The organism is Mesorhizobium sp. M0001 (assembly GCF_040324255.1).
Lineage (GTDB): Bacteria > Pseudomonadota > Alphaproteobacteria > Rhizobiales > Rhizobiaceae > Mesorhizobium.
Genome location: NZ_JAMYVS010000003.1, coordinates 461796 through 482507, shown reverse-complemented (window position 1 = coordinate 482507; position 20712 = coordinate 461796). Strand labels below are relative to the sequence as shown.

Genomic DNA, 20712 nt, shown 5'->3' with positions numbered 1-20712 from the left:
ATGCCTGCACGCCTGGCCGCTCAGGCCCGGCGCCGGATGGCATGAAGCTTGCGTTGCATATCTTGCCCCCGATCTCCGCAGCTTCGGACGAGGTGGGACCTGACCCGTCTCGCTCCGGCGCCTGTAACCTAGAATTGGATCGAAGATGAATTATGCCAGCTTTCCTCTCGACAAGAGGATGCCATTGCCCAACCCCGATCAGGAAAAGGGTGAAGACTTCATCGACGTCGAGCGCCTGCTTGGCATGGCGGCGCGTCAGGTCAAGGTGGTGGCGGTCTGCGCCATCATCGGCCTGTTCCTGGGGTTGCTCTATCTGCAGACCACGCCCAAGCAATACATGTCGGTCGCCAGCGTGCTGATCGACGAAGGCCTGAACAAGGTCATCGACGACATCTCGGCTGCATCCGTCACCATGCAGACCGACGCCGCCCTGCTCAGCCAGATCGAAATCATCACCTCGGCGCGGCTGGCCTCGGTGGTGGTCGACAAGCTGAAACTCGACCAGAACGCAGAGTTCATGAACCCGCCGCAATCGGCGCTGGTCAAGGGCATCGGCTTCGTGCGCGGCGTGATCGGCTATTTCCGCTCAAGTTCCGCCGAGCAGATTCCCGGCATGGAAAACGTCGATGAGGCGACACGCCAGGCCATGATGCAGACGGCGCGCCACGACTATGCCGTGCTGAAGCTGCAGAGCGAGGTGCTGGCGCAGCGCAACGGCCGCTCCTATGTGCTCGCCATCGGTTACCAGTCGACCAATCCGGCGCTCGCCACCGCCATCACCAAGGCCTATGCCGACGCCTATCTCGCCGACCAGCTCAATGCCAGCTTCGACGCCACCGAGCGCGCTGCGGTCTGGCTGCAGGGCCGGCTGACCGAGCTTCGTCAGAACTCACAGGCGGCCGCTATGGCGGTCGAGAAATTCAGGGCCGAGCATGGTCTGGCCGCCAACAGCGACGGCCAGCTGATCAGCGACAAGCAGATTGCCGATCTGACCGCGCAACTGATCGTCGCGCAGGCCGATACGGCGCGCGCCAGCGCCCGCTATCAGCAATACAAGACCATCGTCGAAAGCGGCTCGGACAATGCCTTCAACGATTCCGCCATCTCAAGCGATCAGCCGGCAAGCTCCGTCATTGCAACGCTCAAGACCCGCTACCTCGCAGTGGCCAAGCGGCTGCAGGACGTGACGGCCAATTTCGGCGCCGACCATCCGCAGGCGGTGGCGCTGGCCAAGGAAAAGGCCGACCTGTCGACCCAGATTTTCGGCGAGTTGAAGCAACTGACCGAAAGCTATCGCAATGAATATGAAGTCGCGCTTTCACGCGAGACCTCACTGAGGCAGAAGATCGCCGACGCGGCCGGCAAGAGCTCCATCGACAACCAGAGCCAGGTCAAACTGCGCGAACTCGACCAGCAGGCGCAGGCGCTGACCACGCTCTACCAGACCTTCCTTAGCCGCTACGAGGAGGCCTCGCAGCAGCAATCCTTCCCGGTCGGCAAGGTCCGCATCATCTCGGATGCCTCAACGCCGCTTTCCGCCTCAAGCCCGCGCACCTCCAGGGTGCTGGCGCTGTCGCTGGTGCTTGGCGTGCTGCTTGGCGCCGGCTTCGGTGGCCTGAATGAGTTCAACGAGCGCTTCTTCAGGACCGGCGAGGACATTCGCGATCGCGTCGGCCTCAAATTCCTCGGCTATTTGCCGATGATCGGCGGCAGGCTCGGCAAGGACGCCGACGGCGGTGCGGCGGATGCCAAAGGCGCCAACACATTGTCGGCGGCCGAGAAACGGGCGCGCATGCGGGTCAGCGTCGATGCGCCGGCATCGATGTTCTCCGAAACGCTGCGCAACGCCAAGATCGCCTTCGACGTCGTCATGGAAGGGCAAGGCAGCCGGGTCATAGGCGTGGTCTCGGTCCTGCCCGGCGAGGGCAAGTCTACGGTCGCCGCCAATCTCGCCGGATTGCTGGCCGCCAACGGCTCGAAGACGCTTTTGATCGACGCCGATCTGCGCAATCCTGGCCTCAGCCGCAACCTCGGCATGGAGGCCGAGCAGGGGCTGATGGAGGCCGTGGTCAACGGCCAGACCTGGCAGTCGGTCGGCAAAGTCGACCGCCAGACCAAGCTGGCGATCATCCCGGCCGTGCTGCGTGGGCAGTTCTCGCATACCAGCGAGCTGCTGTCGTCGGCCGGCATGCGGCGCTTCATCGACAACGCCAAGGAGACGTTCGAGTACATCATCGTCGACCTGCCGCCGCTCGGCCCCGTGGTCGACGCCAAGGCGTTTGCGCCGCTGGTCGACGGCTTCGTGCTGGTTGCCGAATGGGGCCGCACGCCGCGCGCCATGGTGCGCTCGCTGCTGGAGCAGGAACCCTACGTCGCAAGCAAGGTCGTCGGCGCCGTGCTCAACAAGGTCGATCTGAAGAAGCTGCCGAAATACGGCTCGCTCGGCGGCTCGGAAAAGTTCTTCGACCGCTATTCGACCTACTATCTGGAGAAATCGGACGTGCGGGCCAAGACCGCCGCCTGAACGGAGCGCGATCCTGAAAAGGAGCGTGATCCGGAAAAGCGGATCCGGTTTTCGGAAAGGATCACGCTCAAACGAAGAAGCACGGCAGGTCAGGAAAAGATCAGCTTGCCGAATTTACCCGCGATCCTGAGCGCTGTCAGCCGTCCGCTCTGAAAGGCGCCGGTGTCGATGCCGAGCCTTCGCCCGTCAAGCCTGGGGATATCGACCGGCGTGTGCCCATGCACCACAAGGCGGTCGAGCAGATGGCCGGCGTTGAAGAACTCGTCGCGGATGTTGAGCAGATCCTGCTCATCCTGTGCGACCAGGTCGATACCCGGCCTGATACCGGCATGGACGAAGACGAATTTATCCGAGCAGAGCAAGACCGGCAGGCTGCGCAGGAAATCGATATGGCTGGCCGGGATGACTTCCTTCACGCGCCGGTCGACCGCGTCGCTTGATGCATAGAGGCTGGCAAGCCGCGCCGGATCGACGCCATAGGAAAACAGCGTCTCGCGGCCGCCGACCGCCAGCCAGCGGTCCCGCGACAGATAGCCGTCGAGATAGTTCAGCATCGCCACCTCGTGGTTTCCCGCCAAGCAGACGCGCAGGAACCCTGTTGGCGGCAGCGCCAAGAGATGGTCGAGCACGCGCGCCGATTGCGGCCCGCGATCGATATAGTCGCCGAGCATGACGATAATCTTGCGGCCGCGAAATTGCAGCGCGTCGAGCTGGATCTTCTGCTCCAGCGACAGCAATTCCTTGTAGCAGCCATGCACGTCGCCGATCGCGTAGACGACGGTGTCGTCCGAATCCATTTCCAGGCGCTCGCGCGGCGCCGGCCGGGGAGGTCTGGACCGCTGAAACAACGCCACTGGGGCCGTCAGACCCCGATGCCGCGGGCTTTGAGCGCCGCGGTGATCTCGTCAAGAATAGCGGGATCGTCGATGGTCGCCGGCATCGTCCATTCTTCCTTGTCGGCGATCTTTTGCATGGTGCCGCGCAGGATCTTGCCGGAGCGCGTCTTGGGCAGGCGCTTGATCGTCACCACCGTCTTGAAGGCGGCGACCGGGCCGATCCGTTCGCGCACCAGCCCCACCACTTCGCCTTCGATAGCAGCAGTATCGCGCGACACACCGGCATTGAGCACGACGAAGCCGAGCGGAACTTGGCCCTTCATCACATCGGCGACGCCGATGACGGCGCATTCGGCAACATCGGGATGCGCTGAAAGCACCTCCTCCATGGCCCCGGTCGACAGCCGGTGTCCGGCGACATTGATGATGTCGTCTGTGCGCGCCATGACATAGAGGTAGCCGTCCTCGTCGATCATGCCGGCATCGGCCGTCTTGTAGAAGCCGGGAAATTCCTCGAGATAGGCTTGCCGGAAACGCTCGTCGGCATTCCACAGCGTCGGCAGGCAGCCGGCCGGCAGCGGCAGTTTCACCACCACATTGCCAAGTGTGCCGCGCGGCACTTCATGGCCGGCATCGTCGAGCACGCGAATGTCGTAGCCCGGCATCGGCACGCCGGGCGAGCCGTATTTCACCGGCAGCAGGCCGAGGCCCGCCGGGTTGATGGTCATCGGCGCGCCGGTCTCGGTCTGCCACCAATGATCGACCACCGGCACGTTGAGTTTCTGCTCCGCCCATTTGATGGTTTCCGGGTCTGCGCGTTCGCCGGCCAGGAACAGAGTGCGGAATTTCGACAGATCGTATTTCGGCACGAATTCGCCCTTGGGGTCCTGCCCCTTGATGGCGCGGAAGGCCGTCGGCGCGGTGAACAGCGCGACCACGCCGTGTTCTGCGATCACCCGCCAATAGGTGCCGGCGTCGGGTGTGCCGATCGGCTTGCCCTCGAACAGCACGCTTGTCGCACCATGCAGCAGCGGTCCGTAAACGATGTAGGAATGGCCGACCACCCAGCCGACATCGGAGGCCGCCCAGAATACTTCGCCCGGTCTGACGCCGAACTCGTTTTCCATCGTCCATTTGAGCGCGACCATGTGGCCGCCATTGTCGCGCACGATGCCCTTAGGCTGGCCGGTCGTGCCGGAGGTGTAGATGATGTAGAGCGGGTCGGTGGCGAGCACCGGAACGCAATCGACGTTGGCGCCCGCGGCGCGCTCGCGGGCAACGGCGTCGGCAAAATCGATATCGTAATGCTCCCTCAGATCGCAGCGCAGCTGGTCGCGCTGCAGGATCAGGCAGGCGTCCGGCTTGTGGCGGGACATTTCGATCGCCTTGTCGAGCAGCGGCTTGTAGGCCACGACACGTCCAGGCTCCAGGCCGCAGGACGCGGAGATGACCAGCTTCGGCTTGGCGTCGTCGATGCGGGTGGCGAGCTCGTGCGAGGCAAAGCCGCCGAACACCACCGAATGCACCGCGCCGATGCGGGCACAGGCAAGCATCGCGACCGCCGCTTCGGCCACCATCGGCATGTAGATGATGACGCGGTCGCCTTTGTGAATGCCGCGGTTCTTGAGCACCGAAGTCAGCGCTACCACTTCGCGCTTCAATTCGGCATAGGTGAATTTCTTGACCGTGCCGGTGATCGCGCTGTCGTAGATAAGTGCGATCTGGTCGGCGCGGCCGCTTGCGACATGGCGATCGAGAGCGTTGAAGCAGGTGTTGCAGCTGGCGCCGTTGAACCAGCGCCCGTAAACGCCGGCCTTGGCATCGAAGACGCTGGTCCACGGCGAATACCAGTCGATCGCCTCGGCGGCAGCGGCCCAGAATTTTTCCGGGTCGCGTTTCCAGCCGTCATAGACCTCGTGGTAGCGTGACGCCATTCATCCCTCCTCGGGAAAACTCTCTATCTTGCAATAGCCTATGCGGGTTTTCCCGGCCACGTCTTTCCCCAAATGCCATGTCTTTCCCGAAATTTGGGGCTTGGCCGATCTCGCCTTGGCCATAAATTGCAGGCACCATGGCCGGGTTTGAAATCGGGGCAGGGCGCGCAATGACGGTACGATACGGGGTTGGATCTGCCGTTGGAGCAGCGCTGCTGTTGACGATCGTTTCCGCCGCCCAGGCCGGCGATGCCGCCGCGCGGCGCATCATCGGCTTTTCCCCCGACGGCAGATATTTCGCCTTCGAGCAATATGGCGAGCTCGACGCTGCCGTTTCCGGCTGGTCGCAGATCGACATCATCGACACAAGCACAGACGAGTTCGTCGGCGGCAAGCCGATCCTTGTCCTCGACGAATCGGAAGAGGCGACCACGACGGTGGAGCAGGCACGGGCGCAGGCCGCAAAGCAGGCCGCGCCAATCCTGGCTAAATACGGCATCGCCGAGCGCGGCACGCGCACGGCCTCCGACAGGTTCACCTTCCCGGACGACACGGTCGAGTACAACGACATTTCCCGCCTCGAGCAGGCCGCGCAGAAATGGCTGTCGCCGTTCTATGGCGAAACACAGATTTCGACCATCCAGCTCGATGAGATTTTGGCCGACAGCAAGGAGGATTGCTCGGCAAGCTTTGATGACGCCAAGGAAGGCGACCAGCCTCTTCAGGGGGACAAGACACTTCAAGGCGACAAGACACTTCAAGGGGACAAGACGGGCAAGGCGCGCGGCTTCCGCCTGTCGCTGCAGGGGCAGGACGGCAAGGCGTTCAAGGTGCTGCACGAGGATGAGGCCGTGCCGGGCTCGCGCAACTGCCCGACTTCCTACAGCCTGTCGGAATCCTACGAATACACCCCGCCCGGCAGGCCCGCGGTACTGGCGGTGCTGGTGCAGCGCTTCAGCCAGGGCTTCGAAGGACGCGACCGCCGCTTCATCGCCGTAACCGGCCAGGCACGCTAAGCCGCGGCCCGTCTTGTGGCAGGCAGAAAAAGCTCATGCGCCCGGAGAAAGCAGGGCGTTCGTGTCGGATATCAGTCTTAAAGCGGCAAGGCCGCCAGCATCAGCCCGACGCCACCCGCAATCAATATGGCGGCTGCCAACGCTTTTCGATGACGTTCGAACGCGGTCGGCGCCCGCTCCCAATTGTAACGCATACCCAATGCTCTCCCAAAACCCCGCGACTGCATAGCTTACTTTAGGTAGGAAAAGCAAGACCTTGACCCTGCGAGATAGCCGGCTTGACGGTTTGCGGCGGTGATTACCAGCTGCAATCACCGACTATTTCTGGGGTGCTTCCCTGTTTTAAGACCCTGAATAATGTGGAAGCTACCACAGCTCAGGATTGGATGTCTCCGCCGTCTTCGGTTGCGTGTGTCGTGAGGATTTTGGCGTTGCCGGATTGCCACAGAACGGTCGGGCCTGCCTGTTCTCCCTCTCGCCCGCGCAATGGACAGACCCGCATCGCCGCGCTATCTGCTCTCCAGGAAAATGGTGGAGGGGCTCCATGGCCCAAATCGGTTCTGAAATGGTTCTGCGGCTGGCGGACGACGCCTCGGTCCAGCATGTCGGCGATGGCGCCGTCGTGCTCTTGGCGCGCAGCGGCCAGCTTTACACCTGCAACGGCACCACCGAAGCCTTTCTCGACAAGGTGGACGGCGCCCGCAGCCTCGACCAGATCGTCGTCCTGTTGTCCGACGAGTTCGAGGTCGACAAGGGCACGCTCGACCAGGACATGGCGGCGCTGGCCGCCGAACTGGTGAGCGAAGGCATTCTCGCCGACCCGGCTCCCTGATGGTGGACGGCGTTCTCCTGCGCGCTTTGTTTCGTGTCCATTTATGGGCAAGCGCGCGGCTGATGCCGACCCTGATCGGCCGCCGCAGCTTCGAATCGGTGCTGAAATGGGCGCCGCTCAGCGCACCCACCCCTTATCGCGGCCTGTCGTCAGCCTACATCGTCGCTGCCGTCAACCGGACTGTCCGGCACCCCTGGCTGATGCGCGACCGCAGATGCCTGCGCGAGGGCCTGCTCGCCCACCGCTTCCTGCGCTTTGCCGGCTTCGATCCGGATCTGCGCTTCGGCGTCGATCCGAAGTCGATGCAGGCGCCGCGTATGTCTGCCCATTGCTGGGTCTGTCTCGATGGCCGCCCAGTGGTCTCGGACAGCCTCCCCGGCATGGTCCAGATCTATCGCCATCACGCCGATGCCGGAAAGGCACACGCTGCTTGACCGGTCCGGCGACCACCTTCTGCTACGATCTCCAGGGCCAGGTCATCAGCATATCGGCCTCGCGGGCCGATCTCTGGCCGAGCTTCGACCTCATGCTCGGCACGTTGCGCGTGAGCGGGCCGGCCGAGCCCGATTTCCGCGTCGACATCGTCGAGACGCGGGAGTTACCGGAATCGCCTGCCGGAAAACTCGCTTTCGACGGCGAGGTGCCGGAGGACGGCCATTGCCGGCTGATCGACGATGGCGGCACGGTTCATCTGGTCTTTCCCGGCCTGCAGACCGTCTCGATCAATGCCGATGGAGGCTGGGCCGAGATACGAGTCCATCCCGATGCCAAGGTCAAATGGACGGTGCTGATGATGGTGCTGGATGCAGCACTTGATGCCGGCGACCAGCACATGCTGCACACCGCCGGCCTGACATTGCCCGGCCGCGAGGCGCTCGTGCTGATCCATGCGCCGAGCGGCACCGGCAAGTCGACGACGTCGCTGGCGCTGGCGTCGCAAGGTTTCGGCCTGTGCTCGGATGACGCCATGATCCTCAAGGTTTTGGCCGGTGGCGGCATCACGGCCTGGGGCTTGCCGCGCAAGGTGAAGGTCCACCGCCACACCGTGGCAATGCTGCCCTTCGTGGCCCCTTGCCTTGGCGACAAATGGGACGCCAATGGCGAGCAGGCCGTCTCGCTGGAACGTCTCGCCGAGATCATCCGCATCGAGGAAACTGTCGGCAGACCGGTTGCGGCACTGTTTCATCTCGCCCGCTCGGCGGACGCGCAAACCCGGCTCGTGCCCATGACCAGGACAGACGCCATGGTGGCGCTTGCCACCGACAATGTCAGGACCGGCATGACCGGCCTTTTGCCGGCGCAGAAGCGCCGCATGGCAACCATCGCAACGCTGGTAAAGGCCGTCCCGACATTTACGCTGGAAGTCGGCGAAAAACCGGCCGAGGCGTCACCGTTGATCCGCGCCGCGCTGCCGGCGCCGGACTGACGGCCGGCGCGGCAAGTTCAGGCAAAACGTGACTTTGGCCTGGCGAGCCGCTGGATCCAGCGGAAGGCGTCGCGGCGCAGGCGCGAATGCATCTTGTCCCTGGAATTGACGCCGAGCAGCGTATCGCCGGTGATCAGCCATTTGGCCAAAAATATCGAGAGGTCGGGCTTGATGCGGTCGGCCAGTTCGATCGCGCGCGGTGCATCAAACAGCCGCCCCGTCACATTGAGAACCGTCGCCAGTTCGAGCTCGATGCCGCTGATGCGCGCCGCCTCGAAAAGCCGGTCTTCATCCGCGGGCGACCGCAGCGCGCGCACGCCCTGCAGCACATCGACGCAAAGCTGCAGCCGGTGGAATTTGTGCCCGCCGGCGGCGTGGACAATGGCGATGGTCAGCAGCGCGGCCGGCGTGTCGGCCTCGCTGCCGTCGATGATCTGCAATTCGCGAAAGCCCAGCGACAGCCGCCGCCGCATGCCGGAATCATGCACCAGGTTGCCGTGCAGTTCGATCAGCAGGCTGGTATTCTCCTTCTCCAGCCACTTGAACTCCTGCAGATCCTGCGACTGCGCCTCGCCGCTCCAGAGCTCGAAGCCGCATCCGGCAATCACCGTGTTGGCTTCAATGATGCTGGCCGGCTCGACCAGAATGTCGATGTCGGTGAACGGCCGGTCAGCGGCGTGGCGGTAAAGTTTGCGTGCGAAGACCGGACCCTTGACGATGCGGGCCGGAACATTTTTCGCCGCCAATGCCTTCATGATGCGGTCGCCATGATATTGCAGCAGCATCGATTGGCCGGTCGCCAGCGTCGAGCGATCACGCAGTTCCGACAGCTTTTGCCGCAAGGCTGCGTCCGCAGGCAGTTGGGCGTCGCCGATCTCGCTGAGCTTGCGCAGCATGATCGGCAGCACGCCGTGGAACTCGGCATTGGCGAGCAGTGCCAGCAAGCTTTCGGCAGCAACGTCACGGCCAACGGCAACCGTCGCCTCCGGGTCGGCGAAGGTCAGCAGCAGTTTTTCATCGGCAGGCGCAAGAGATGGCAGCATCAACCCGGATTGCGTTCGCCCACATCAGCAATTCCCGTCCGGAATTGCGTCAAACAACCAACTCAGAGGAGCGTATGTTGCAGAAAAGCATGCATGAAGCCAGCGTGTGGTGGCAGAACCAGCTCATGAATTGACTTTCCACGGTTTCGGTCCATTCTTTTGCACTGGACTGAAAAGGGTGTTTGGAATGGCCAAGAAAAAGTATGAAGCGCCCGTGCTGCGCAAGGCAGGAAAGTTGTCCAGCGTGGTGGCCGGGCCGTCGCTGCCGATACCGCGATAAGACTTCTACGGCTTCGGTTTGGATGAAGCCGGAGCGGTCGGCCGCAAGGCAAGCCGCGCTGCAGGCGGGCAATCTGTCGGCGTGACTGCGGGTAACGGTCCGTCCGGTCCCGCAGGCTAAGGCAAGTTCATAAGCCGCCTGTTCGGGATATGGGCAAGGCCCCTCCGTTACAGTCCCCAGCGCAGCGCGGCTGTTTGCACCGGCGCGTCCCACATTGACGTTGCCTCGTCATCCAGCATGGTCAGCGTGATCGAGCAGCCGGCCATGTCGAGCGATGTCACGTAGGACCCGACCAGCGAGCGGGTCACCGTCACGCCCTGTTTTTCGAAGATGTTTCGGGCGCTGTTGTACATCAGATAGAGCTCCATCAGCGGCGTGCCGCCAAAGCCGTTGATGAACAACAGTGCCGGGCCTTTCGCCCTGTCGCCGAGATCGCCCAGGATCGCGGCGCAAATCTCTTCGGCGATCGCATCGGCGCTTTTCAACGTGTCGCGACGCCGGCCGGGCTCGCCATGAATGCCGACGCCGAATTCCATCTCGCCATCACCAATCTCGAAGGTCGGCCTGCCGGCCGCCGGCACCGTGCAACTGGTCAGCGCCACGCCCATCGAACGCGTCGCGCTGTTGATGCGACCGCCGAGCGCCTTGAGATCCGCCAGCGCCATGCCTTGCTCGGCGGCGGCGCCGACGATCTTCTCCACCACCAGCGTGCCGGCGACGCCGCGCCGGCCGGTCGTAAAGGACGAATTCTCGACGGCGACGTCATCATTGATCACCACCTGCAGGACGCCGTCGGCCATTTCGCCGGCCATGTCGAAATTCATCACGTCGCCTTCATAGTTCTTGACGATGAACAGGCAGCCGGCGCCGGTATCGACGGCGGCGGCCGCCGCCAGTATCTGGTCCGGCGTTGGCGAGGTGAAGACCTGGCCGGGGCAGGCGGCGTCCAGCATGCCGTGACCGACAAAGCCGGCATGCAACGGCTCGTGGCCGGAACCGCCGCCCGAGATCAGCGCCACCTTCCCCGGCTTCATCACCTTGCGGCGAATGAATTTGTGCTCCTCGCCCAGCACCAGGATGTCGGCATGAGCTGCAACGAAGCCGTTGAGGCTTTCGGTCAGCACCGTGTCGACGGAATTCATAAACTTCTTCATGTGTCCTCCCGACACAACACGATCAGCCGCCACTCCTGCCGGTGATGCTGGTGATCTTCTGGATGAATTCGTTGATCGCCTTGTCGAGCGCTGCATTCTGCTTGTCGTCGCCGAAATCGGGCACGATCAGCGAGACATGCCGGGTCTTGCGCATGCCTGCCGCAACCGACATCTTGCCGGGATGCGCCAGATGATAGGCAGCCAGAAACTGATCGCGCTCGGCCGGACTGAAATGGCAGACCGAAAAAATAGCCGGCAGATGTTTTGACGGGATCGGGGTCGAATAGGCCGCGCTGGAAATCTGGGTGACGAAGCTGCGGTGCTTGCCAAGCGCGTCGGCAAGGCGTTGTCGCATACCCGACGGTCGCTGGTCGATGACCTGCGACAGGATCGTCTTGTAGGCGCGGATCGCCTCTTCGGAGCCGGCTTCTGGTGTCTTGTCGGCCATCTCAGTCATCCTAGACCGATGCATCCGAGATGGCCGCCTTGGCCATGGCGAGTTGGGCGGGAGCCACCGAGAGATCCCGCAGGCCGGCCTCGAGCAGTGCCGGGATCGATGCCGGATCGCCGCCGGCATCGCCGCACAGGCTGACTGGGATTTTCGCGCGCAGGCCAAAAGCGGCAACCGAGCCGATCAGCCGCAACACGGCGGGATGGCGGACAGAATTAAGATGCGCCACGGCTGCGTTATCGCGGGCAGCCGCCATTACATATTGGGTCAGATCGTTCGAACCGATCGAGAAGAAGGCGACATCGGCGAACGCCTCCGGCGCGATCGCCACCGAAGGCACCTCGACCATGATGCCGAGCGGCGGCATTTTTTGCGCGATGCCGCGCGCGGCAAGCCCGGCCTGCTCCTCCACGAACAGAGCGGCGGCGCGTTGGTATTCCTCCGCGACGGCGATCATCGGAAACATCACCTTCAGATTGCCGTGCACCGCCGCGCGCAGCAGCGCCCGGATCTGTACGCGAAACACCTCCGGCCTTGCCAGCGACAGCCTGATGCCACGCAGCCCGAGGAACGGGTTGCTCTCCTCGACGGTGAAGCCCGGCACCGGCTTGTCGCCGCCGGCGTCGACGGTACGGATGGTTACCGGCTTGTCGCCTGCCCATTCCAGCACCTTGCGATAGGCCTGGTATTGCGTCTCCTCGTCCGGCGGCGCCTTGCCGAACAGGAATTCGGTGCGCATCAGCCCGACCCCGTCGCAGGTCGAAATGTCGATGCCGTCGACCTCGGACGGATCGGCGATGTTGACCTGCACGCGCACTGTCGTCCCGGCCCGGGTTACCGCCGGTTTCGCGAGATAGACTCCGGCCTTATCTCGATGTGCCACAAACGAGGACGAGGACCGGTGGAACGCTTCGATCTCGGTCGTGGTCGGCGAAAGCACGATACCGCCATGCTCCGCATCGAGCAGAGCCAGACCGACGGGATTAGCCGGCGAAGCGCCAAGCCCCACCACCATCGGCACGCCGCGCGAGCGCGCCAGCATGGCGACGTGGCTGGCGGCGCTGCCGGCCCTCAGCGCGATGCCGCCGCCGGTGCTCCAGTCGGTCTCGAGAAAGCGCGTCGGCGCGATGTCCTCGCCATAGAGAATGGCGCCGGCTGGTGGAGCGCTCTCCTGCTCCTCGGTAAGGGCGCGCAGCACGCGGTCGCGGATATCGCTGATATCGGCGGCGCGAGCCCGGAAATAGTCCTGGTCTGACGTTTCGTAGCCGGAGATTTCGGCGTCCAGCGCCTGTCGCCAGGCCATGTCAGCCGGCATGCCGGACGCGATCGCGGCAAAAGCCGGGCCGGTCAGTGCCTCGTCCCCAAGCATGGCGAGCTGGAATTCGAGAATGCCGGCGGCCTCGTCATCGGCGGTTTCGATCAGGGTCGCGAGCCGGTCCGTCGCGCTGGCGATAGCTGCTTCCAATGCGGCCTTCTCGTCCGCGGCGCTCGCCTTGCCCGTGTAGTGCGCGGTGCCGTTGTCGAGGTTGAACAACGGCCCCTCGGCATAGCCGGCCGAGGCCGAAATGCCTTGCAGCCTAAGCGGTTCGGGCATGGCCCGCATCCTCGTCGAAACCGCGTCGCACCAGCTCGGCCAGCGCTCTCACGGCATCATCGGCGCCGTCGCCTGTGGCCCGGATGTGCAGCATGGTGCCTTTCGGCGCCCTGGCCGCCATCACCTTGACGATGCTCTTGGCGTCGAACCATGGGCCGTTGGCGGCAAGCGCAATCTCCACCTCGGCGGCAAAGCTCTTGGCAAGCTTGGTGAACTTCACCGAAGGGCGCGCGTGCAGACCTACCTCGTGGGTGATCAGGACGGTGGCCTCGGCAAATGCGGACATCAGGTCAAAATTCCCGTTCGCTCACGACGGCGACAATTCATGCGCCGTCGCCACCACTTCCTTCAGCGAGGCCCCGCCGGACGCCTCCGTCGCAGCCATCACCGCGCCTTCGACGATCGGCGCGTTGCAGACGACGATCTTCTGCGCCCGCGGCTCGCCGATCATTTCCACCGCCATTTCCGAATTGGTCTCGGCGCCGCCGAGATCGACCAGTATGGCGACGCCCGCCTCCGACCACGCCTTGTCGATGGCGCCCATGATCGCTTCGACGCTGGTGCCGAGCCCGCCATGGCCGTTTCCGCCGCACCATGCAAGCGGCACTTCGTCGCCCACCATCTGCCGCACCATGTCGGCCGTGCCTTCGGCAACCAGCGGCGAATGCGAGACGATGACGATGCCGACATTGCTCATGCTTGGCCCTCGACGGTTTCGGCGACGGTCCGCACCAGCAGCGCCACAGAGCGTCCGCCGGCATCCATATGACCGATTGAGCGGTCGCCGAGGAATGAGGCGCGACCGCGTGTTGCCTTCATCGGCACGGTCGCTTCGGCAGCCGCGTCGGCGACATCTGCGATTTCCATGGCCGTCTTTCCTTTGACCAATGCGTGATGCACGGGTTGCAGCACATCGAGCATGGTCTTTTGACCAACCTGGGATTTGCCTCTAGCGGCCACCGCCTCGATTGCCTTGCCGAAAGCAGCCGTCAGCTTGGGGCGATCCGGCTCTCCTGAAATCTCCTTGCCCAGCGCCAGGAGCAATGTACCGAACAGCGGCCCGGACGCACCGCCAACCGTCATCACCAGCTTGGTGCCGATCGCCTTCAGCGCCTCGGGCAGCGGCTTTGCAGCGAACGCCCCGGCATCGGCGCGCACAGCCTCGAAGCCGCGCTTCATGTTCAGCCCATGGTCACCGTCGCCGATCGCCTGGTCGAGCGCGGTCAACTCTTCCGAGTGAGCGGCGATCGTGTCCGCGGCGGCGGTGATCAGCCTGGCAAGGTCGAACGCTGCCATGTCCAGATTCCCGGTTTCGATCCTGCCGGCAGTATCGCAAGAGTTTTCATTCGACAATCGAGGCATGCCGTCAGGCCGCTGCATGCAGCGCGGCGGCGGCCGCGAACACTTCGGCCACGGCATGGGCGCCAGGGTCGACTACGCCTTGCAATTTGGCGCCGACATAGGCGGAGCGTCCGGCCTTCGCCTTCTCCATGGCCGCGGTCGCCTCGGCGCCGTGCCGTGCCGCTGTAGCCGCGGCATCCAGCCCCTTGGCATCGAGCGCCTTCAGCCCCGGCTCCAAGGCATCGACCATGGTGCGGTCGCCGACCCTGGCGCCGCCATAGAAGGTCATCCGGTCAAGCCCGGCAAGCAGCGCCTTGGACAGGGTTGCTCCGCCGTTCGAAGCCTGAGCCGCCGCCGTGAAGAAGATCGACAGCAAGACGCCTGAGGAGCCGCCCATTGCGACGCCCAGACTATCGCCTATAGCCGCAAGCGTGGCGGCAGGGTCGGCCAGCGGCAGCGCATCGAGCCGTTCCAGCACGCTGCGCGCGCCGGTCGCAACCGTCGAACCGGTATCGCCATCGCCCGCCTTGGCGTCGAGCCCGTTCAGTGTCTCTTCGAGCGCGATCAGCCGTTCGCAGACCGTGATGATCAAACGCCTGGTGCCGGAATCCTGGCTGGCCCTTTGGGCTGCGCTGTTTCCAGCCGCTTTCGCCATAGGCACGATAGCCGGCGCGACGACGGTTTTGGCCGGCATCCAGGCATGTGGGCCGACAGGCGCCAGCAAGGCTGCCTCGCGCGCCGCATCGAGCTTGATCAGCGACAGCGAAAAACCGTTCATGTTGAGCGCCGTCATCAGCGGTCCGGGGCCGATCGCAAGCTTCACGGTCTTGGCCAGCGGCGAGGCCAGCACGGCATTGGCGACCAGCGACATTTCGAGCGGCGGCACCGAGCCGAGATTGTTGATGAGCAACGCGTGGCTGGCGTTCGGGTCGAGCCGCACCGCCAGCCGCTCCGCCATGATCGCCACAAGTCTGTCGGCGCTCTGCACGGCGATGCGCTCGACGCCCGGCTCGCCATGGATGCCGAGGCCGAGTTCGCCGTCATTTTCGCCGAACCGCTCTTCATGTGGCTGGCCGGGGATCGAGCAGGACGACAGCGACATGCCGAGCGAGATGATGTCCTTCGCCGCCACGCGAGCGGCTGTAGCAACGGCTGCCAGGTCCTGACCGGTCTCCGACAAATGGCCGGCGATCTTATGTACGAACAAGGTGCCGGCGACGCCGCGCGGCTGGTTGATATCCGGCAGGGCGATGTCGTCGGCGACGATCGCCATCTCGACGCGAAACCCTTCGGCGCGCGCTTTCTCGGCCGCCAGGCCGAAATTGAGCCGGTCGCCGGTGTAGTTCTTGACGATCAGCAGGCAGCCGGCCGGGCCGGTCACCGCGCGGATGGCGGCCAGCACCGCCTCGACGCTGGGCGAGGCGAAGATCTCGCCCGAAACCGCCGCCGTCAGCATGCCCTTGCCGACAAAGCCGGCATGGGACGGTTCGTGTCCGGCGCCGCCACCGGAGACGACGGCAACTTTCGCCTTGTCCCAGTCGGCGCGCAGCACGACCTTGATCTCGGGATAACCGTCGAGGCGCGCGAGATCGCCGGAACCGATGGTCCGCAACAGGCCATCCAGCGCCTCGGTGACGATCGTTTCCCTGCGGTTGAAAAAGTGCTTCATCGAGTTCGTCCCGTATTCGCAATCGTCAGTCAGAAGCCGGCGTCTAGACCGCCGAAATCTTCACATCAGCCTTTGTCCGTCGGCGCCGAAATACAGCGGCGAGCGGTAGCGGATCACCACTTTGTCGCCCTCGGCCAGATCCGTATCGGGGTCGGTGAGCGTCACCAGTTTCTTCGGGCCGACCGTAACATGCAGATGGTTCTGGTCCCCGAGATGTTCGACCCAGTCGACGACGCCGTCGGCATGGCCGTTTGCGGTCTTCTCGATCGACAGATGCTCGGTGCGCGCGCCGATGGTCTTGGTTCCGGTCGGCGCCCCACCATCAGGCAGCAGCCCGGCCGGCAGCAGGTTGATCGCCGGCTGGCCGAGGCGGGCCGCGACATGAAGGTTTGCCGGCTCCGAATAGATTGTGCGCGGCGTGCCGATCTGCACCAGCACGCCGTCATTGAGGATGCCGATGCGATCGGCCATGGTCATCGCCTCGATCTGGTCGTGCGTGACATAGAGCATGGTGGCGCCGAGTTCGGCCTGGATGCGCTTGAGTTCGAGCCTGAGATCGGCGCGCAATTTGGCATCCAGCGACGACAGCGGTTCGTCCATCAGATAGATCGACGGTTTGCGCACCAACGCTCGGCCGATGGCGACGCGCTGCATCTCGCCGCCCGACAGCTTGGTCGAGCGGTTGGCGAGCTTGTGGTGGATGCGCACCATCTTTGCCACCTCTTCGACGCGGCGGCGAATCTGGTCCTCCGGTACTTTCCGCGCCGGTGAGCGCAGCGGGAAGGCGAGGTTGTCGTAGACTGACAGATGCGGGTAGAGCGAATATTGCTGGAAGACGAAAGCGGTGTCGCGCTCGGCCGGCGACAGCGTCGTCGCATCGTGGCCGCCAATATCGATCCTGCCGCCATCCGGCCGCTCCAGTCCGGCGATCAATCTCAGCGTCGTCGTCTTGCCGGCGCCGGTCGGGCCGAGCAGCACGACGAATTCGCCATCGGCGATGTTAAGGTCGAGGCCATCGACGGCGACATGGTCGCCGAAGCTTTTTGTCACGCCCTTGATGTGCACGTCAGCCATGCTGCGCTCTCCCTTGAGAGGCGGTATCGTGAACAGCGGTGCGCACGGCGCGGCCCGAGCCCTTGTCGAACAGCGACAACCGCGCGCTGTTCAGCGTCAGGCCGACATGGTCGCCGGCAGCAAGCCGGATTTCGGCCGGTACCCGCGCCTTGATGATCCCGCCCGCCGTTTCCACGGCCACGATCTGCGTCGTGCCGAGATATTCGGTGCCATAGATGGCGCCGCGTAGTTTCGAGGCGTCGTCGAAGCGAATGTGCTCGGGGCGGATGCCGAGCGCCATGTCGGCCGGCGCGATATCCTCGCGCACTTCCGGCACCGCCACCTTGGCGCCTTGCACTACGATCTCCTTCGCCCCCTTCGCCAATCCGCCGCCAAAGCCCAGAAAGTTCATTGGCGGCGAGCCAATGAAATCGGCGACGAACATGGTTGCCGGGCGGTCGTAGATTTCGCGCGGGCTGCCGAACTGTTCGATGACGCCATGGTTCATGACGGCGATCTTGTCGGCCATCGACATCGCTTCCATCTGGTCGTGCGTGACATAGACGGTGGTGGCGTGGATGCGGTTGTGCAGCTCGCGCAGCTCATGCACCATCAGATCGCGGAATTCGGTGTCGAGCGTGCCGAGCGGCTCGTCCATCAGGAAGCATTTTGGCCGTCGCACGATGGCGCGACCGAGCGCCACGCGCTGGCGGTCGCCGCCGGCAAGGCCCGAGACCGATTTGTTGAGCAGATGGTCGATGCGCAGCAGCTTCGCCGTTTCCTCGACACGGCTTCGAATCTCGGCCGAGGGCATGCCTTGCGCGAGAAGCGGGAAGCCAATGTTCTTGCGCACATTCATATGCGGATAGAGCGCGAACAGCTGGAACACGAAGGCGATGTCCCGCTCCCGCGCCCGGCGCATGGTGACATCCTCGCCGCCGAGCAGGATCTGGCCGCCCGTAGGCAGTTCCAGCCCGGCGATCATGCGCAGCGTCGTCGTCTTGCCGCAGCCCGACGGGCCAAGCATGACGAAGAACTCGCCATCCTCGACGATGAAGCTGGAATCCTGCACGGCGACGAAATCGCCGAAGGCCTTTCTCAAATGATGGACGCGGATTTCGGCCATGATTATTCCGGGAATTTCGAGACGATGATGAACATCACTGTGCCGGCGAGCATGGTGATGAAGGAGTAGGTGTAGAGCGCGAGCGCGAAAGGCTGGAACAGCATCAGGAAGCCGACGGCGATGAGCGCCGTCGCAATGTTTTCCATGAGGCCGCGCCGGGCCCAGCGAGGCCAGGATGACTTTTTGGAGATGGCTGGGCGCGTCATGCGTAGCTGCCTTCCTTCTGCCCGGCAACGGGGCGAGACGGTTGCCAGGTGGTTCCCCCACTCCGTCGCTGCTTCGCAGCGCCACCTCTCCCCCCTCCGGAGGGAGAGGAAGGCAGCCTGCCTGAATGAAGTTCGCGTCCTTCCTCTACCCCGTCGATCGGGGAAGAGGTGTCGAGCGAAGCTCGACGGAGTGGGGGTTGACCTGGCACACCAATCATTTGCGCACCGCCCCAAAAGTGATGCCGCGCAGCAATTGTTTGCGAAGCAGGATGGTGAAGACCAGGATCGGCACCAGGAAGATCGTCGTGCCGGCCGCCACCGCCGGCCAGTCCTGGCCGCCTTCGCCGATGATAGTCGGGATGAAGGGCGGTGCGGTTTGCGCCGTGCCGGAGGTGAGTAGTGCCGCGAAGGCATACTCGTTCCAGGCGAAGATCAGGCAGAAGATGGCGGTCGCGGCGATGCCGGTGGTCGCCTGCGGCAGCACGGTGCGCCAGAAGGCCTGCAGCCTGGTATAGCCGTCGATCATCGCCGCTTCCTCATACTCGCGCGGGATCTCGTCGATGAAGCCTTTCAGCAGCCACACCGCGAGTGACACGTTGACCGCGGTGTAGAGCAGGATCATGCCCAGCGCGGTATCGGACAGGCCGAGCTCGCGGTACATCAGGTAGATGGGAATCGCGACCGCGATCGGCGGCATGAAGCGCGTCGACAGGATGAAGAACAGAAGGTCGTCGGCCAGCGGCACCTTGAAGCGCGAGAAACCATAGGCAGACAGCGTGCCGAGGAAGACCGCGCAGAAGGTCGAGCCGAAGGCGATTATCAGCGAATTGACGAAGCGCGGCAGGAAATTGGACGGGCCGGCAATCACCATGTTGCGCTTGCGCGAGGTCTCGTCGCAGAAACCGGTCGCGGGTCCGAGCGAGTTGATATACTCGGGCGTTTGCCTGGTGCGCGTCGTGAACAGGTTGCAATAGCCCTCGATGCTCGGCTGGAACAGAATCTTGGGCGGATAGGCGATCGAATCCGGCGGCGTCTTGAAGCTGGTGGCGAAGATCCACAGCAGCGGCACGATCGAGATCAGCGCGTAGAGCACGATGATCGTGCCGGCGATCCGCTTTGAATTGGCCGAGGGGGCGACGACGGAGTGGGCGGTGGTCAGGCTCATCTCTGCTTCACCTTGTTCAGCGCCTTGACGTAGATGTTGGCCAGCCCAAACACCGCGACGAACAGGATGATGGCGAAGGCCGAGGAATATCCGGTGCGCCAGCTCTCGAACGCCTGCCGTTTCAGCGTGATGGAAGCGACCTCGGTGGTCGAGCCCGGCCCGCCACCGGTCAGCAGGTTGACCATGTCGAACATTTTGAAGTTCTCGATGCCGCGAAACAGCACCGCCAGCATGATGAAGGGCAGCGCCATCGGCAGCGTGATCGACCAGAACTGCCGCCAGTTGGACGCGCGGTCGACCTCGGCGGCTTCATAGATGTATTCGGGGATGGAGCGCAGGCCGGCGAGACAGATCAGCATGACATAGGGCGTCCACATCCAGGTGTCGACGATGATGATCGACCACGGCGCCAGCGACACGTTGGACAGCATCTGGATGTCGGTCGGTGGTATCCGGGTGACGAACGAGATGGCGTAGGCGAACAGGCCGATCTGCGGCTCGTAGAGGAAACGCCAGAAATTGCCGACCACCGCCGGCGACAGCATCATCGGCACCAGGATGATGGTCGTCCAGAAGGCGTTGCCGCGAAACTTCCTGTCGATCAGCCAAGCCAGCGTGAAACCGATCAGCGTCTGCAGCAGGATCGTCCAGAACACGAAATGCGCCGTCGTCTGCATGGCGATCCAGATGTCCTGGTCGCCGAGGATGCGCTGGTAATTGGCGAACCCGAGGTTCTTCACCACCTCGTTAGGGCGGTTCGCGCGGAAGTTGGTGAAGGACAGGTAGATCGCCCAGAACAGCGGGAAGATGTTGATGGCAAAGAGCAACAGGATCGTCGGCGAGATGAACAGCCAGGCGAGGCCCTTGTCGCTGATCCCCCGGACCTTGCGGGCCAACGGCTCCGGGGTCGCCCGGGCAACGTTCTCCGCAGTCCGATTGAGCATGGTGAGTCCTGCTTCGGTCACGTCAAGTCTCGACACTGGAATTTATCTGAACTGCGTCCCGTGCCAAGGGCGGCACGGGACCAAGAGCATGAAGCCGAAAAGTGTGAAGCGGTTTTCG

20 protein-coding genes are annotated in these 20712 nt (G+C 63.8%); 5 read left to right on the top strand and 15 right to left on the bottom strand.

From position 1 onward, the window contains the following. Positions 1-145: 145 nt before the first annotated feature. Positions 146-2524, top strand: coding sequence for a polysaccharide biosynthesis tyrosine autokinase (locus tag NKK50_RS12205; protein WP_023689994.1), 2379 nt, complete (start codon positions 146-148; stop codon positions 2522-2524). 89 nt (positions 2525-2613) lie between these two features. On the opposite strand, the gene NKK50_RS12200 is transcribed toward NKK50_RS12205, so the two are convergent. Next, on the bottom strand, positions 2614-3321 hold the full coding sequence (locus NKK50_RS12200; RefSeq protein WP_352543478.1) for a metallophosphoesterase family protein: 708 nt from the start codon (positions 3319-3321) through the stop codon (positions 2614-2616). Positions 3322-3386: 65 nt separating this feature from the next. Then, positions 3387-5294 (bottom strand): propionyl-CoA synthetase, encoded by a 1908-nt coding sequence (locus NKK50_RS12195; protein WP_352543477.1) that lies wholly within the window; start codon positions 5292-5294, stop codon positions 3387-3389. Positions 5295-5512: 218 nt separating this feature from the next. Here NKK50_RS12195 and NKK50_RS12190 point away from each other — a divergent pair, with 218 nt between their 5' ends. The 4 genes from NKK50_RS12190 (at position 5513) to NKK50_RS12175 (ending at position 8568) form a co-directional block, all read left to right on the top strand. Beyond that, on the top strand, positions 5513-6310 hold the full coding sequence (locus tag NKK50_RS12190; RefSeq protein WP_245265548.1) for a DUF2259 domain-containing protein: 798 nt from the start codon (positions 5513-5515) through the stop codon (positions 6308-6310). Positions 6311-6854: 544 nt separating this feature from the next. Next, positions 6855-7142 (top strand): PqqD family protein, encoded by a 288-nt coding sequence (locus NKK50_RS12185; protein WP_023684213.1) that lies wholly within the window; start codon positions 6855-6857, stop codon positions 7140-7142. Continuing rightward, the gene (locus tag NKK50_RS12180) at positions 7142-7576 is read left to right on the top strand and encodes a lasso peptide biosynthesis B2 protein (RefSeq protein ID WP_023668789.1); all 435 of its coding nucleotides are present in this window, start codon (positions 7142-7144) and stop codon (positions 7574-7576) included. The genes NKK50_RS12185 and NKK50_RS12180 overlap by 1 nt, the downstream gene beginning before the upstream one ends. Continuing rightward, a complete protein-coding gene (locus tag NKK50_RS12175) occupies positions 7573-8568 on the top strand; it encodes a phosphoenolpyruvate carboxykinase (ATP) (RefSeq protein WP_023696978.1) in 996 nt (331 codons plus the stop codon). The genes NKK50_RS12180 and NKK50_RS12175 overlap by 4 nt, the downstream gene beginning before the upstream one ends. A gap of 17 nt (positions 8569-8585) precedes the next feature. Here the strand turns inward: NKK50_RS12175 and NKK50_RS12170 are convergent, their stop codons facing one another. The 13 genes from NKK50_RS12170 to NKK50_RS12110 all read right to left on the bottom strand — a co-directional run bounded on the left by NKK50_RS12170 (position 8586) and on the right by NKK50_RS12110 (position 20594). Next, positions 8586-9611: a nucleotidyltransferase family protein gene (locus NKK50_RS12170; protein ID WP_023696979.1), complete on the bottom strand. Its 1026-nt coding sequence runs from the start codon at positions 9609-9611 to the stop codon at positions 8586-8588. Positions 9612-10058: 447 nt separating this feature from the next. Continuing rightward, entirely contained in the window at positions 10059-11045 is a 987-nt protein-coding gene (gene dhaK, locus NKK50_RS12165; protein WP_023736199.1) for a dihydroxyacetone kinase subunit DhaK, read from the bottom strand. Between the two features lie 22 nt (positions 11046-11067). Continuing rightward, on the bottom strand, positions 11068-11493 hold the full coding sequence (locus NKK50_RS12160) for a hypothetical protein (RefSeq protein ID WP_023668784.1): 426 nt from the start codon (positions 11491-11493) through the stop codon (positions 11068-11070). Positions 11494-11503: 10 nt separating this feature from the next. Continuing rightward, positions 11504-13090 carry a phosphoenolpyruvate--protein phosphotransferase gene (gene ptsP / locus NKK50_RS12155; RefSeq protein WP_023745213.1) on the bottom strand — a complete coding sequence of 529 codons (1587 nt, stop codon included), beginning with the start codon at positions 13088-13090 and terminating at the stop codon, positions 11504-11506. Then, positions 13074-13376, bottom strand: coding sequence for an HPr family phosphocarrier protein (locus tag NKK50_RS12150; RefSeq protein ID WP_023684207.1), 303 nt, complete (start codon positions 13374-13376; stop codon positions 13074-13076). The genes ptsP and NKK50_RS12150 overlap by 17 nt, the downstream gene beginning before the upstream one ends. A gap of 21 nt (positions 13377-13397) precedes the next feature. Continuing rightward, positions 13398-13787, bottom strand: a complete 390-nt coding sequence (gene dhaM, locus NKK50_RS12145) for a dihydroxyacetone kinase phosphoryl donor subunit DhaM (protein WP_023690004.1) — start codon at positions 13785-13787, stop codon at positions 13398-13400. Further along, the gene (gene dhaL, locus NKK50_RS12140) at positions 13784-14386 is read right to left on the bottom strand and encodes a dihydroxyacetone kinase subunit DhaL (protein WP_352543476.1); all 603 of its coding nucleotides are present in this window, start codon (positions 14384-14386) and stop codon (positions 13784-13786) included. The genes dhaM and dhaL overlap by 4 nt, the downstream gene beginning before the upstream one ends. Positions 14387-14456: 70 nt before the next feature. Beyond that, positions 14457-16100, bottom strand: coding sequence for a dihydroxyacetone kinase subunit DhaK (locus NKK50_RS12135; RefSeq protein WP_352543475.1), 1644 nt, complete (start codon positions 16098-16100; stop codon positions 14457-14459). Positions 16101-16160: 60 nt separating this feature from the next. Continuing rightward, entirely contained in the window at positions 16161-17174 is a 1014-nt protein-coding gene (locus NKK50_RS12130) for an ABC transporter ATP-binding protein (protein ID WP_352543474.1), read from the bottom strand. Then, on the bottom strand, positions 17167-18279 hold the full coding sequence (locus NKK50_RS12125) for an ABC transporter ATP-binding protein (protein ID WP_352543473.1): 1113 nt from the start codon (positions 18277-18279) through the stop codon (positions 17167-17169). The genes NKK50_RS12130 and NKK50_RS12125 overlap by 8 nt, the downstream gene beginning before the upstream one ends. 2 nt (positions 18280-18281) lie before the next feature. Further along, the gene (locus tag NKK50_RS12120; RefSeq protein ID WP_023694181.1) at positions 18282-18485 is read right to left on the bottom strand and encodes a hypothetical protein; all 204 of its coding nucleotides are present in this window, start codon (positions 18483-18485) and stop codon (positions 18282-18284) included. 214 nt (positions 18486-18699) lie between these two features. After that, positions 18700-19650, bottom strand: a complete 951-nt coding sequence (locus NKK50_RS12115; protein ID WP_023711245.1) for a carbohydrate ABC transporter permease — start codon at positions 19648-19650, stop codon at positions 18700-18702. Continuing rightward, entirely contained in the window at positions 19647-20594 is a 948-nt protein-coding gene (locus NKK50_RS12110; RefSeq protein WP_352543520.1) for a carbohydrate ABC transporter permease, read from the bottom strand. Before NKK50_RS12110 ends, NKK50_RS12115 begins: the two co-directional genes overlap by 4 nt. Between the last annotated feature and the right edge of the window lie 118 nt (positions 20595-20712).

Coding starts and splice junctions, on each gene's coding strand:
- NKK50_RS12115 (WP_023711245.1), bottom strand. CDS start 19,650: ATGAGCCTGACCACCGCCCACTCCGTCGTCGCCCCCTCGGCCAATTCA.
- NKK50_RS12130 (WP_352543474.1), bottom strand. CDS start 17,174: ATGGCTGACGTGCACATCAAGGGCGTGACAAAAAGCTTCGGCGACCAT.
- NKK50_RS12200 (WP_352543478.1), bottom strand. CDS start 3,321: ATGGATTCGGACGACACCGTCGTCTACGCGATCGGCGACGTGCATGGC.
- dhaK (WP_023736199.1), bottom strand. CDS start 11,045: ATGAAGAAGTTTATGAATTCCGTCGACACGGTGCTGACCGAAAGCCTC.
- dhaM (WP_023690004.1), bottom strand. CDS start 13,787: ATGAGCAATGTCGGCATCGTCATCGTCTCGCATTCGCCGCTGGTTGCC.
- NKK50_RS12110 (WP_352543520.1), bottom strand. CDS start 20,594: ATGCTCAATCGGACTGCGGAGAACGTTGCCCGGGCGACCCCGGAGCCG.
- ptsP (WP_023745213.1), bottom strand. CDS start 13,090: ATGCCCGAACCGCTTAGGCTGCAAGGCATTTCGGCCTCGGCCGGCTAT.
- NKK50_RS12195 (WP_352543477.1), bottom strand. CDS start 5,294: ATGGCGTCACGCTACCACGAGGTCTATGACGGCTGGAAACGCGACCCG.
- NKK50_RS12150 (WP_023684207.1), bottom strand. CDS start 13,376: ATGTCCGCATTTGCCGAGGCCACCGTCCTGATCACCCACGAGGTAGGT.
- NKK50_RS12125 (WP_352543473.1), bottom strand. CDS start 18,279: ATGGCCGAAATCCGCGTCCATCATTTGAGAAAGGCCTTCGGCGATTTC.
- NKK50_RS12180 (WP_023668789.1), top strand. CDS start 7,142: ATGGTGGACGGCGTTCTCCTGCGCGCTTTGTTTCGTGTCCATTTATGG.
- NKK50_RS12135 (WP_352543475.1), bottom strand. CDS start 16,100: ATGAAGCACTTTTTCAACCGCAGGGAAACGATCGTCACCGAGGCGCTG.
- NKK50_RS12160 (WP_023668784.1), bottom strand. CDS start 11,493: ATGGCCGACAAGACACCAGAAGCCGGCTCCGAAGAGGCGATCCGCGCC.
- dhaL (WP_352543476.1), bottom strand. CDS start 14,386: ATGGCAGCGTTCGACCTTGCCAGGCTGATCACCGCCGCCGCGGACACG.
- NKK50_RS12185 (WP_023684213.1), top strand. CDS start 6,855: ATGGCCCAAATCGGTTCTGAAATGGTTCTGCGGCTGGCGGACGACGCC.
- NKK50_RS12170 (WP_023696979.1), bottom strand. CDS start 9,611: ATGCTGCCATCTCTTGCGCCTGCCGATGAAAAACTGCTGCTGACCTTC.
- NKK50_RS12120 (WP_023694181.1), bottom strand. CDS start 18,485: ATGACGCGCCCAGCCATCTCCAAAAAGTCATCCTGGCCTCGCTGGGCC.
- NKK50_RS12205 (WP_023689994.1), top strand. CDS start 146: ATGAATTATGCCAGCTTTCCTCTCGACAAGAGGATGCCATTGCCCAAC.